The 12,419-nt window shown below is 72.2% G+C and carries 11 protein-coding genes; 6 read left to right on the plus strand and 5 right to left on the minus strand.

The genetic code is table 11. The features are described 5' to 3' along the window. Nucleotides 1-103: 103 nt before the first annotated feature. Together BCL76_RS07150 and BCL76_RS07155 are read left to right on the plus strand one after the other, a co-directional pair. Nucleotides 104-1,117, plus strand: a complete 1,014-nt coding sequence (locus BCL76_RS07150; protein WP_109778663.1) for an ATP-binding cassette domain-containing protein — start codon at nt 104-106, stop codon at nt 1,115-1,117. After that, nucleotides 1,114-1,965, plus strand: coding sequence for an ABC transporter permease (locus tag BCL76_RS07155; protein ID WP_109778664.1), 852 nt, complete (start codon nt 1,114-1,116; stop codon nt 1,963-1,965). The genes BCL76_RS07150 and BCL76_RS07155 overlap by 4 nt, the downstream gene beginning before the upstream one ends. A gap of 56 nt (nt 1,966-2,021) precedes the next feature. On the opposite strand, the gene BCL76_RS07160 is transcribed toward BCL76_RS07155, so the two are convergent. Continuing rightward, nucleotides 2,022-5,381: an AfsR/SARP family transcriptional regulator gene (locus BCL76_RS07160; RefSeq protein ID WP_109778665.1), complete on the minus strand. Its 3,360-nt coding sequence runs from the start codon at nt 5,379-5,381 to the stop codon at nt 2,022-2,024. 72 nt (nt 5,382-5,453) lie between these two features. Between BCL76_RS07160 and BCL76_RS07165 the strand changes: the two genes are divergently transcribed. Beyond that, entirely contained in the window at nt 5,454-6,254 is an 801-nt protein-coding gene (locus BCL76_RS07165; protein WP_109778666.1) for a site-2 protease family protein, read from the plus strand. A gap of 40 nt (nt 6,255-6,294) precedes the next feature. On the opposite strand, the gene BCL76_RS07170 is transcribed toward BCL76_RS07165, so the two are convergent. Further along, nucleotides 6,295-6,486 carry a hypothetical protein gene (locus BCL76_RS07170; protein WP_109778667.1) on the minus strand — a complete coding sequence of 64 codons (192 nt, stop codon included), beginning with the start codon at nt 6,484-6,486 and terminating at the stop codon, nt 6,295-6,297. 240 nt (nt 6,487-6,726) lie between these two features. Between BCL76_RS07170 and BCL76_RS07175 the strand changes: the two genes are divergently transcribed. Next, nucleotides 6,727-8,766, plus strand: a complete 2,040-nt coding sequence (locus BCL76_RS07175; protein WP_181382459.1) for a TerD family protein — start codon at nt 6,727-6,729, stop codon at nt 8,764-8,766. 59 nt (nt 8,767-8,825) lie between these two features. On the opposite strand, the gene npdG is transcribed toward BCL76_RS07175, so the two are convergent. Further along, nucleotides 8,826-9,530, minus strand: a complete 705-nt coding sequence (gene npdG, locus BCL76_RS07180) for an NADPH-dependent F420 reductase (RefSeq protein ID WP_030733074.1) — start codon at nt 9,528-9,530, stop codon at nt 8,826-8,828. 93 nt (nt 9,531-9,623) lie between these two features. On the opposite strand from npdG, the gene BCL76_RS07185 reads away from it, so the two are divergent. Beyond that, entirely contained in the window at nt 9,624-10,229 is a 606-nt protein-coding gene (locus BCL76_RS07185) for a hypothetical protein (protein ID WP_109778668.1), read from the plus strand. A 10-nt stretch (nt 10,230-10,239) separates the two neighbouring features. Here the strand turns inward: BCL76_RS07185 and BCL76_RS07190 are convergent, their stop codons facing one another. Then, entirely contained in the window at nt 10,240-10,488 is a 249-nt protein-coding gene (locus tag BCL76_RS07190; RefSeq protein ID WP_109778669.1) for a hypothetical protein, read from the minus strand. A gap of 71 nt (nt 10,489-10,559) precedes the next feature. On the opposite strand from BCL76_RS07190, the gene map reads away from it, so the two are divergent. Next, nucleotides 10,560-11,417, plus strand: a complete 858-nt coding sequence (map, locus tag BCL76_RS07195) for a type I methionyl aminopeptidase (protein ID WP_109778670.1) — start codon at nt 10,560-10,562, stop codon at nt 11,415-11,417. Between the two features lie 97 nt (nt 11,418-11,514). Here map and BCL76_RS07200 read toward each other — a convergent pair whose 3' ends face one another. Further along, the gene (locus BCL76_RS07200; RefSeq protein ID WP_258309400.1) at nt 11,515-12,162 is read right to left on the minus strand and encodes a biliverdin-producing heme oxygenase; all 648 of its coding nucleotides are present in this window, start codon (nt 12,160-12,162) and stop codon (nt 11,515-11,517) included. Nucleotides 12,163-12,419 lie beyond the last annotated feature (257 nt).

Genomic DNA, 12,419 nt, shown 5'->3' on the forward strand with positions numbered 1-12,419 from the left:
CGACCGCGTGTCGGCGGGCTGTCGTACCTCTGTCGTACCTCTGTCGTACCTTTGTCGGTCGGCTGTCGGTGCTTTGTCAGTGGCGCCTGCTCCCATAGGGGGCATGACGCGAAACGACAACAAGCCCAACGCCGTGGAGGTACGGGGGCTGGTCAAGCACTACGGCGAGACCAAGGCCCTCGACGGTGTCGACCTGGATGTCCGGGAGGGCACGGTCCTCGGGGTCCTCGGCCCCAACGGCGCCGGCAAGACGACGCTGGTCCGCTGCCTCTCCACCCTGATCGTCCCGGACGCCGGCACCGCGACCGTCGCGGGCTACGACGTGGTCCGCCAGCCCCGGCAGCTGCGCCGCACCATCGGCCTCACCGGCCAGTACGCCTCGGTCGACGAGAAGCTCTCCGGCTGGGAGAACCTCTACATGATCGGGCGGCTGCTCGACCTCTCCCGCAAGGACGCCCGCCGCCGCGCGGACGAGATGTTGGAGCGGTTCTCCCTGACCGAGGCGGCCAGGAAGGCCGTCATGAACTACTCCGGCGGTATGCGCCGCCGGCTCGACCTCGCCGCCTCCCTGATCGGCAACCCGGCCGTGCTCTACCTGGACGAGCCGACCACGGGTCTCGACCCCCGCACCCGCAACGAGGTGTGGGACGAGGTCCAGCGCCTGGTCGCCGAGGGCGCCACCGTGCTGCTCACCACCCAGTACATGGAGGAGGCCGAGCAGCTGGCGAGTGAGCTGACGGTCATCGACCGCGGCAAGGTCATCGCCAACGGCAAGGTCGACGAGCTGAAGGCGCGGGTCGGCGGCCGCACCCTGAAGATCCGCCCCGTGGACCCCTCGGACTTGCCGGGCATGGCCCGCTCGCTGGCGGAGGCCGGCCTGGACGGTGTGGCCGGCAGCCAGGCCGTACCGGACGAGGGCGTCCTGCTGGTCCCGATCCTGAGCGACGAGCAGCTGACGGCCGTCGTCGGCCTGCTGGCCGCCCGCGGGTACGCGATCGCCGACCTCGGCACCTACCTGCCCAGCCTCGACGAGGTGTTCCTGGCCATCACCGGCCAGAAGCCCGCGGTCGTCGAGGACTCCGTTCCCACCGAGACGACCGAGGAGGTCGCGGCATGAGCACCGTAACCACGACGAAGCCCGCGCCCACCGCGCCCGGTCCGACCCCGGTGGCCGCCGAGCACGGCGAGGGCCGGATCGGCCTGCGGGGCAACCTGCGGCACATCGGCGCCCTGGTGCGCCGCAACGCCCTGCAGATCAAGCAGGATCCCGAGTCGATGTTCGACGTCGTGCTCATGCCGATCATCTTCACCCTGCTGTTCGTGTTCGTCTTCGGCGGCGCGATCTCCGGCAAGGGGAACCAGGCGGACTACGTCAACTACGTGGTCCCGGGCCTCATGGCCATGATGGGCATGAACATCTCCATGGGCGTCGGCACCGGGGTCAACGACGACTTCAAGAAGGGCGTCATGGACCGGTTCCGGTCGATGCCCATCGCCCGGTCCTCGGTGCTCATCGCCAAGATCCTCGTCGAACTCGGCCGGATGATGGCCGCCATCGCGATCCTGCTCGCGGTGGGCTTCCTGCTCGGCCTGTCGATCAAGGGCCCGGTGGTGGGTCTGTTCCTCGCCATCGGCCTCTCGGCCGTCTTCGGCGCCTCGCTGATGTGGATCTTCGTCCTGCTCGGTCTCACCATGAAGACCCCGCAGGCCGTCCAGGGCATGGCGATGATGGTCCTGATGCCGCTGCAGTTCGGCAGCTCGATCTTCGCCCCGCCGACCACGATGCCGGGCTGGCTGCAGTCCTTCACGGACTACAACCCGCTGTCGAACCTGGCGGACGCCGCCCGCGCCCTGATCAACGGCGCTCCCGTCGGCGACTCGGTGTGGATGACGTTGATCTGGTCGCTGGCCATCACGGCGATCACCATGCCGCTCGCGGTGCGGAAGTTCCGCCAGAAGACCTGACCCGCGGGCCGATCCGTTCGGATCGCGTCCCGGACGGACACCGGCCGCGGGCCGGATCAGATGAGGGCGGTGGCCTCCTCCAGGGAGAGGCCGCCGCCTTCGGCGTACGCCTTCTCGTAGGCGGCGTCGCCCAGCACGGCCCGGGCCAGCTCCCGCGCACGGGCGTAGTCGTCGCGTTCCGTCGTCACCGGGAAGTGCGCGGGCGGCAGCAGCGCCCGGTAGGCGCCCAGCAGACGAGCCGCGTCGTACTCCCGGCGCGCGCCCCCGAGCGAGACCGACGCCAGCGCCGCCGTCAGCAGGTAGACCGCGGGCATCTGCGGGGCCACCATCTGCGCCATCGGGTCCGAGGCGGTTTCCATGGCCTGGCGCAGTCGGTCGAGGGCCTCCTCGTACAGCCCCTCCTGATTGTCCAGCCAGGCCGTCGTGCCGAGCAGGAAGCCGTCGAAGATGGCGAAGGCGCGGAAGGCGCACTCGTCCCGCAGGAGCTGCAGCTGGCCGCGCGCCTCGGGAATCCGTCCCGTGCGGCCGAGGATGCCCGCGAGGAACATCCGGGCGGCGGGCATGGCCTCGTTGCCGTACCGCAGCGCCGTGGCCGTGATCTCGGTGAGGATGCGCTCGGCCTCCTCGCTCCGACCGGCCTCGGCCAGGTTTCCCGCCATGCGCACCCGCATCACGGTCATCGGGGCCAGGGCGCCGAGGCGTTCGGCGTAGGCGATCGCCTCGCGGTAGTCACGGGTGGCCGACGCGTATTCACCGCGCTTCTCCCGGGCTTCGGCGCGGGCGGACAGCGCCTCGGCGCAGCCCCAGGCGTCGCCGAGCTCGCGGAAGAGCGCGAGGCTCTCGTCGGCGTCGCGGGAGGCGTCGCCGGCCCAGTCGGCCCGGTTGGCGAGGATGTTGGCGCGCAGTTGGAGGGCGGAGGCCAGCTCCCAGCGGTAGCCGAGCTCGCGGGCGGTCTTCACGGTCGCGTTGATGACGGTCCGGAGCAGCCCGGGGTCCCCGGCGATCATGACGGCGTAGATCCACAGGGAGGCGGGGGTCCGGCAGGTCTGCGGGAGTCCGGGCCGATAGGTGGCGAGGACCCCGTCGATCATGGCGCGGACCGAGGGGGTGTTCCAGGTCTCGTTGGTCTGGTCGCGGGAGGCGAGCAGGACCAGGTGGAGGGCGCGCCGGCCCTCGGCGCGCGTCTCCTCGGAGTAGGGCGGCGGCGTGTCCACGAGGCGTTCGTGGACGGGCTCGGCGGGGACGAAGGGCGGCTCGAAGGGGTTGGGGCCCAGCGCGGCGGCGGCCTCCGCCCAGTGCCGGGACTCGGAACGCAGGTCGTGCATGTGCCAGTACCAGCCGAGCGAGTGGATCAGGCACAGGACCTCGTCGGTGTCGCGGACGGCGATGGCCCGGCGCAGGGCGGTGCGCAGGTTCTCGTACTCCGTGGCGAGCCGATCGGCGGCCGCCCGCTGACCGTGGCCGCGCAGCAGGGGCTCGGTGGTGCGGGCGAGTTCGCGGTAGTGGACGAGGTGGCGGTGCTCGGTGGCCTCGCGGTCGCCGGCGGTCTCGGCGAGGCGTTCGGCGGCGTACTCGCCGACCGTCTCCAGGAGGCGGTAGCGCATACCGCCGTCGGATCCGGGGGTGGCCACGACGAGGGACTTGTCGACGAGGGAGCCGAGGACGTCGGCGGGGTCGTACGCGCCGTCGCGTGCGGGGTCGGCGCAGACGGCCTCGGCGGCGGTCAGGTCGCAGCCGCCGGCGAACACGGACAGGCGGCGCAGGACGGTGCGTTCGGCCTCGTCGAGGAGTTCCCAGGACCAGTCGACGACGGCGCGCAGGGTCTGTTGGCGGGGCAGAACCGTCCGGGCGCCACCGGTCAGGAGCCGGAAGCGGTCGTCGAGGCGGTCGGCGATCTGGCGCGGGGTGAGCAACCGCAGCCGGGCGGCGGCCAGCTCGATGGCGAGCGGCATGCCGTCGAGCCGGCGGCAGATCTCGGCGGCCGCGGCCGGGTCCTCCTCGACGGTGAACCCGGCGCGGGCGGCGGCCCCGCGGTCGCCGAGCAGTCGCATCGCGATGGGGTCGGGCAGCGGTTCCACCGGGCGCAGGGACTCCCCCGGGACGCCGAGGGGTTCGCGACTGGTGGCCAGGATCCGTACACCGGGGCAGTGCGTGAGGAGGCGTTCGGCGAGGGCGGCGGCCGCGCCGATGACGTGCTCGCAGTTGTCGAGCAGCAGCAGGAGCTGCCGGCGTGCGCAGTGCTCGGCGAGCCGGTCGAGAGGGTCGTCGCCGGTGCCTTCGGTGAGGGCCCGCAACTCCTCGGCGGCGGCGCCGCGCAGTTTGGTCTCCCGGGCCCCGAGCGCGGCGAGGGTGGCTTCGGCGACGTCCTCCGGGTCGCCGTGCCCGTCGATGGGCGCGAGCTCGACGAGCCACACCCCGTCGGGCCAGGCGCTCTCGTCCTGGGCCTCGGCGGCCTCCTGGGACAGCCGTGTCTTGCCGGCGCCGCCGGGCCCGAGGAGCGTGACGAGGCGGGCCCGCGCGAGATCGTCCCCGATGACGCGGATGTCGTCCTCGCGGCCGACGAAGGTGGTCAGGCGCGCCCGCAGATTGCCCGCGGACGTGGGTGCGACGGGGGTGGGCGGGGCGGGCGGGGTGGGCGGGGCGGCGGGGGCGGGCGAGACGGCGGGGGCGGGCGGGACGTCGACGGTGACGGCCGGCGGCGGTGCGTCCGAGGTCAGCAGTTCGGCGTGCAGGGCCCGCAGCTCCGGCCCCGGGTCCGCGCCCAGCCGGTCGGCCAGCTCGCGGCGGACGCCGTCGTAGGCGGCCAGCGCCTCCGCCGGGCGGCCGGCGTCGCGCAGGGCCCGGATGCGCAGGGTGTGCAGCGGCTCGTCCAGCGGATGCCGCGCGCACAGCGCGGTCAGCTCCGGCAGGGAACGCTCCGCCTCGCCCAACGCCAGGGCCGCCGCGAGCCGGCCCCGGCGCGCGTCCATCCGTACCGCCTCCCAGCGCGCGGCCTCCGCGGCCGGGTCCGGCAGATCGGCGAGGGCCGGACCGCGCCACAGGGCGAGGGCCTCCTCGTACAGGGCCGCCGCCTCGGCCGGGTCCGGCGCGGTGTCCCCGGCCCGGGCCAGCCGCTCGAATCGGTACAGGTCGATGTCCTCGCGCTCGGCGGCCAGCTGGTAGCCGCCCTCCGCGGAACGCACGGCCGCGTGACCGAGCGCCCGCCGCAGCCGGGCGACCAGCGCCTGCAGGGCGGCCACCGCGTCGGCGGGCGGGTCACCGTCCCACACCTCGGCGACGAGCAGCCGGGCGGGCACCACCCGCCCCGGCCGCAGCGCGAGCGCGGTCAGCAGCGCCCGTAGGCGTGCTCCGCCGACGGCCACGGGGGTCCCGTCGTCGTGGATGGCCTGGGCCGTTCCGAGAATTGCGTAACGCACCGGCCCATTGTCCCCGCACCCGGCTCCGGACCCGCACCGTTTTCCGCCGGCCCCCCGGGATAGGTTGCCCGCATGGGTCATCAGGGCAGCCGCGGCGAGCGGCAGATCAGTTCCGTGTTCCTCGGCATCGTCGCCGTCATGGCCGTCACCGGCTGGGCGGTGTGGACGGGGTACGCCACCAGCCCGGGGCTGGCCGTGTTCCTCTTCGTGACGTCGGCGTGGATCGTCTCCCTGTGCCTGCACGAGTACGCGCACGCCCGCACCGCGCTGCACGGCGGCGACCTCACGGTGGGCGCGAAGGGCTACCTGACGCTGAACCCGCTGAAGTACACGCACACGCTGCTCAGCATCGTGCTGCCGGTGATCTTCGTGATCCTGGGCGGCATCGGCCTGCCCGGCGGCGCGGTGTTCATCGAGCGGGGCAGTATCCGGGGCCGCTGGAAGCACAGCCTCATCTCGGCGGCGGGCCCGCTGACCAACGTGGCCTTCGCCGTGGTGTGCACGGCCCCGTTCTGGCTGGGCGCCCTCGACGGGGTGCCGTTGGCCTTCCGCTACGCGCTCGCCTTCCTCGCCATGCTGCAGGTCACGGCGGCGATCCTGAACTCCCTGCCGGTACCGGGCCTGGACGGCTACGGGGTGATCGAGCCCTGGCTGTCGTACCGGGTGCGCCGCGAGGTGGAGCCGCTGGCACCGTTCGGCCTGCTGGCCGTGTTCGCGCTGCTGTGGATCCCGGGGGTCAACGCGTTCTTCTTCGGCGCGGTGGACGGCCTGATGTCCGCGCTCGGCGTGTCGGACCTGGAGACGTACTGCGGCCGCGACCTCTACACCTTCTGGCGGGAAAGCAACGGCTTCTGCGCCGTCCCCCAGGACTGACGACCCGGCCCGCCGTCCGGCGGGGCCGAGCGGAGAGGGACTACGCGGCGTTGTGCTGGGCGGCGGCCTTCTCGGCCTTCGCCTTGCGCAGGTAGTACCAGGCCATGTTGGACGTGAGGCCGGCCAGCAGCACCCAGACGATCCCGAGGAAGCTGCCCTCGACGAAGGCGACGACGGCCGCGACCACCGCACAGGCGCAGACGACAAGGGCGAAGACGGCAAGGCGGGGCATGGGGGGAGCTCCTCGAAAACACTGAACGGGGCCGAACCCGTCCAGTGTCCCCCATGCCCCGCAGTGCTGCCGTAAGGGCACCGGCGATCGCATCGGTTTCGTTTTCGCCTTTACCCGACCTTCCGTACCCCGTGCCGTTACGGTTCGGCGGATACGCGTCGTATGGCGCGCGTCACAGAGCGAACAGCCCGGCCCGCTCGGACCGCGACGGACGACGCCGGGCGAGTGGGGGGAGCACGCATGCAGGAGATCTCCAAGGGCGCGAACGTCAGCCTGACCGCCCTCAGCGAGGATGCCGGGGCCGTCGTCGTGAGCCTGGGCTGGACCAGTGCCACCGGAGCGGGCGATGCCGATGTCTCCGTCCTGCTCCTGGACGAGAACGGCAAGATCCGCAGCGAGAACGACTTCTACTTCTACAACCACCCCGCCGCCGCTGACGGAAGCGTCCAACTCCTGGGCAAGACGCCGACCTCGAACGGCGACGAGGACCGCATCAGCGTGGATCTCACCGCCGTTCCCGAAGACGTGGCACGGATCGTGGTGGCGGCCAGCCAGTACGGCGGGGCGCGTTTCGGGGATCTCGACGATCTGCGGATGACGGTCGCGGACCGGTCCGGGGAGCCGCTCGTCGGGTACTCCATCGAGGACGCGGGCGTGGAGACGGCCTTCATCTTCGGTGAGCTGTACCGGCGCGGCGAGGAGTGGAAGTTCCGGGCCGTGGGACAGGGGTACGAGACGGGGCTCGCCGGGCTGGCCACGGACTTCGGCATCGAGGTGCTGGAGGACGCCGAGCCGACGACCGGGACGGAGCCGACCGCTGCCCCGGAAGCCGCGAGCGCCGCCGTCCCCGCGCCGCCGACGGAGGAGGGCGGTGCGAGCGACTCCGCGCCCGCGCCCGAGGCCACGACGGCGGCTACCGTCACGGCCACGCCGAGCGCCACCGTTCCCGCCCAGACCCGCGGTCGCGCACCCCGCACGACGAAGAAGAAGGTCACCCTACCCAAGGTGGCCAAGAAGTCCCTCGCCGAGAACGATTCCTGGCGCACCGCGCGGCTCTTCCCCGTGCCGTCACTCAAGAGCGACAAGGAGCGCGAGGTACGGGCGACCTCCGTCCTGCTGTCCGTCATGGCGGAGGTGCCCGAGCTGGGCCGCCGCCTCACCGCCGGGTTCGGGGCACCCGCCGGTCGTATGCAGACCTTCACCGAGGTCCCCCTTCCCCACGGCGACACCCCGAGGCGGCCGGACGGGGTGATCCGGGTGGAACGCGCGGGCAAGCTGTGGACGGCCCTCGTGGAGACGAAGACGCACGGCAACCCGCTCAAGGATGAACAGGTCCAGCAGTACATGGACATCGCCGCACGCCGTGGCTACGAGGCGGTGATCACGCTCTCCAACGACGTGGCCCTGGACGGCTCGCCCGTGGTCGACGTCAAGATCGACGGGCGGCGCAAGCACAAGGTCAGCCTCTGGCACCTGTCGTGGGCGGAGGTGGCCCACCAGGCCCAGATGCTGATCCGCCACGAGGGGGTCGGCAACGCCGCCCACGCCTGGCTCCTCCAGGAGCTCCTGGAATACCTCCAGCACGAGAACTCGGGCTGCCACGGATTCCAGAACATGGGCCCCGCCTGGGTGCCCGTACGCAAGGGCATCGAGGACGAGACCATCAGCCCCGACGACGGGCGCGCCGTGGACGTCGTCGAGAGCTGGGAGCGGCTGATCCGTCAGGTCTGCCTGCGCCTGGGTGGCGAGTTGGGGCAGAAGGCCCTGCCGGTGCAGCGGACCCGGCGCGACAGCGATCCGCGGGCCCGCCGGGTCGCGGCGGCCTCGGCGCTGCGCGCCGACGGGCGGCTGTCGGCCGAACTGCGCATCGACGGGACGAGTTCCGTCATCGCCGTCACCGCCGACCTGCGGACCGGCAAGGTCCGGACCTCCGTGGACGTCCCCGCCCCGGAGGGCTCGTATCCGCTGGCCATGGTGAAGCGCCTGCTGAGGGCACTGGCCGAGGCCCCTGCCGACCTGCACGTCCAGAGCCTGCTGGAGGGCGGGAACGGGCCGCGCGGCACCCTGGAAAGGCTGCGCCCGGAGCCCGGCGATCTGCTGCCCAAGGACGGGGCCGCGCCGACCGGGTTCCGGTTGTCGCTGATCAAGGGGATGGGTAGCACCCGGGGCAACACGGAGTCCGGCTTCATCCGTGGGGTCGACGCGGCGGTCGACCGCTTCTACCACGGTGTGGTGGCCCACCTGGGCGCCGTCGAGGCGCGTGGTGGCCGCCGGGGCTGATCTCCGCCTGCCCGGCGGTCCGGTCCCGGCCCGGGAGGGGCGGGACCGGACCGGCCGGATCAGACGTCCGTGACGCGCAGGCCCGCGTGGGCCTTGTAGCGGCGGTTGGTGGAGATCAGGTTGGCCACCAGGGACTCGACCTGGTGGGCGTTGCGCAGGCGGCCCGCGAAGACGCCGCGCATGCCGGGGATACGGGCGGCCAGCGCCTGGACGATGTCCGTGTCGGCGCGGACCTCGCCGAGGACCATCACGTCGGTGTCGATCTCGTCGATCGACTCGTCCTGGAGCAGGACGGCCGAGAGGTGGTGGAAGGCGGCGGTGACCCGGGAGTCCGGGAGCAGGGCGGCGGCCTGCTGGGCGGCGCTGCCCTCTTCGACCTGGAGGGCGTAGGCGCCCTGCTTGTCGAAGCCGAGCGGGTTGACGCAGTCCACCACGAGCTTGCCCGCGAGGTCCTCGCGCAGTGCTTCGAGGGTCTTGGCGTGGCCCTCCCACGGCACCGCGATGATGACGATGTCGCTGCGGCGCGCGCACTCGGCGTTGTCCGCGCCCTCCACGCCCAGGCCCAGTTCCTCGGCCGCGGTCCGCGCGCGGTCGGCGGCGCGGGAGCCGATGATCACCTTCTGGCCGGCCCTGGCGAGCCGGTAGGCCAGGCCCCGGCCCTGGTCGCCGGTGCCGCCGAGGACGCCGACGACGAGGCCGGACACGTCCGGCAGCTCCCACGGGTCCTTGACCGGCGGCTTCTGCGTGTTGTCTGAGGAAGTCATGGGGGCGAGGGTACTGCCGGGTAGCCCACAGTCGAAGGTGTGGAAGGGGAGGGAACCGCTCCCCGTGTCCCCCGCATGGTGCAGGATGCCGATATGGACGCCGTGAGGGTCGCGCTGCTGCGCGAGGTGCTCGCCGGTACGCAGTGGCCGGGCGCCGCGCGCCGCTTCGCCGGGTCGCTGCGCCGGTCCGTCGTACCGGCCGGTGGCGGGCTGCTGTTGGTGGGGACCGAGGGCTACGAGCCCTGGCATCTGGCGGCGCACCTGGTGGACGAGTCCGCCTGGTCGGGTCTGCCGGAGCTGGCGCCCACGCTCGTACGCCACCACGTGCGGCCCGGGGAGCCGCCGCACCTGTCGGTGGGGCTGGGCCGGCTGGCGGCGGCCCGGCGCGGGCACACGCTGCTGGTGGTGGCGCCCGGGGCGCCGGGCGAGGGTCTGCTGGAGCGCGTCCACGACGCGCGGCGCGCGGGGGCGACCGTACTGTCCCTGGACGGCGGGGACCCGGACCTCGGCACGCTCGCGCACGACGCCCTGTCGGTACCGGAACCCGACGGCGAGATGGATCTGGACACCGTGCAGCACCTGGTCAGCGCGGCGGCCGGGGAGAACGGCACTCCGGCGCAGCGCGGACCGCGCCGCTTCAGGGACCGGCTGGCGCGGCTGGCCGACCACCTGACCGCCCCGCCGCCCAGCCGCTGGTAGGACCGACGGCCTACGACCCGCCCGTGCCGGCGGTGCCCTCTTCGTCCTCACGGGTCTTGTCGTTCCACTTGGGGTCGTTCTGCCATTCGAGGTTGCGTTCCTGCGCCGTCTCCATGGCGTGGTTCGCCTCCTCGGGGCTCGCGTACGGCCCGAACCGGTCCTTGGCCGGGCACTCGGGGCCTTCTTCGACCTTCTTGTGGACCAGGCAGTAGTACCACTCGCCGGGTTTGCCCACCTGACGCTTCTTGAACAGGGCCATCGTCGTCGGGCTCCTCTCGTACCGCTCTATCCCGCCATGCTGCCCCATCCTCGCTGGATACACTCGCTCGCATGTCTGGCCAGTCGCTGCTCGTACCAGGCGAGCTCTCTCCCGTCCGTTCCGTTCCCGGAAACATCCGCCGGCCCGAGTACGTGGGCAAGCCCGCGCCCACTCCGTACACCGGACCGGAGGTGCAGACGGCCGAGACCATCGAGGCCATGCGCATCGCCGGCCGGATCGCCGCCCAGGCGATGGAAGAGGCCGCGAAGCTGATCGCGCCGGGGGTGACCACCGACGAGCTCGACCGGGTCGCCCACGCGTACATGTGCGACCACGGGGCCTACCCCTCCACGCTCGGATACCGGGGCTTCCCCAAGTCGCTGTGTTCCTCCGTGAACGAGGTCATCTGCCACGGCATCCCCGATTCCACCGTCCTGCGCGACGGCGACATCGTGAACCTCGACGTGACCGCGTACATCGGCGGCGTGCACGGCGACAACAACGCGACCTACCTGTGCGGGGAGGTGGACGAGGAGTCGCGGCTGCTGGTGGAGCGCACCCGGGAGGCGCTGAACCGGGCCATCAAGGCCGTCAAGCCGGGCCGCCAGATCAACATCATCGGCCGGGTCATCGAGTCGTACGCGAAGCGCTTCGGCTACGGCGTGGTCCGGGACTTCACCGGCCACGGGATCAACTCGTCCTTCCACTCCGGCCTGATCGTCCCGCACTACGACAGCCCGCACGCCACCACCGTCATCGAGCCCGGCATGACCTTCACCATCGAGCCGATGCTGACGTTGGGCACCCACGAGTACGACATGTGGGAGGACGGCTGGACGGTCGTCACCAAGGACCGCAAGCGCACGGCGCAGTTCGAGCACACGCTGGTGGTGACGGACTCGGGCGCGGAGATCCTGACCCTCCCGTAGCCCGTCCCCCCTCCTCCGGTACGCGACCGGGCCCGGTGCACCTGTGCACCGGGCCCGGCCCTGTTTCCGATCGCATCCGCGGACCTCCCCGGAGGGGCTACGCGCTGAGCGGGAACTGCTCGCCCAGCTCGCGGAAGACTGCGCCGTTGAAGTCGAAGGCACGCTTGCACTCGTCGATGATGCGCTGCTTCTCCAGGTCGTCCGCGGCGATGGCGTCCAGCAGCTCGCGGTAGGTCCGCTTGAAGGCGGCCGGGTTGGAGATGTCGGAGAAGACGTAGAACCGGACGCCGTCGCCCTTGCGCTCGAAGCCCCAGGTGCGCTCGGCCTTGTCGCGGATGATCTGGCCGCCGGAGAGGTCGCCCAGGTAGCGCGTGTAGTGGTGGGCGACGTACCCGCCCGGCCACTCGGCGGCGCAGTGGGCCACCCGGTCGGCGTACGCACGCGTCGCGGGCAGCGCCGCCACGCTCTCCTGCCAGTGGGGGCCCACCAGGTGCGCGAGGTCGCGCTCGATCTCGGCGACGCGCATGAGCTCGGGCCGGATGAACGGGCCGGCCACCGGGTCGTCCTTGAGGGATTCGGCCGCGTCCTCCAGGGCCCGGTACACGAACCACAGCTGCTCGGTGTAGCGCGTGTACGCGTCCACTCCGAGCCGTCCACCCAGCAGATCGCTCATGAAGGTCGACGTCTCGGCCTCGGTGTGCTGCTCGTGCGAGGCGACGCGGATGACCGTAGAGAAGGCGTCCAAGGCGGACCTCCAGGAAGAGGAAACAGACATGACGGCAATGCCGCCACGCCCGATCCTCCTACTTAGGCTTGCCTAAGTCAATGAGTTCCCGACGCCTTGTCGGTAAAAAATGCGCGAGGCGCCGCCTGCGCTGCGCGTCGGTCCGGGGCGGGTCGGGGCGGGTCGGGGCGGCCGGTCACGGGAGTCTTCGCCATGTCGCCCTTGCGCCGCGACGGCCCGGCCCGGCCCCGGAGCGGCGCCCGTGTGCTCATTCCCCC

Source organism: Streptomyces sp. CG 926 (genome assembly GCF_003148825.1).
Taxonomy (GTDB): Bacteria; Actinomycetota; Actinomycetes; order Streptomycetales; family Streptomycetaceae; genus Streptomyces.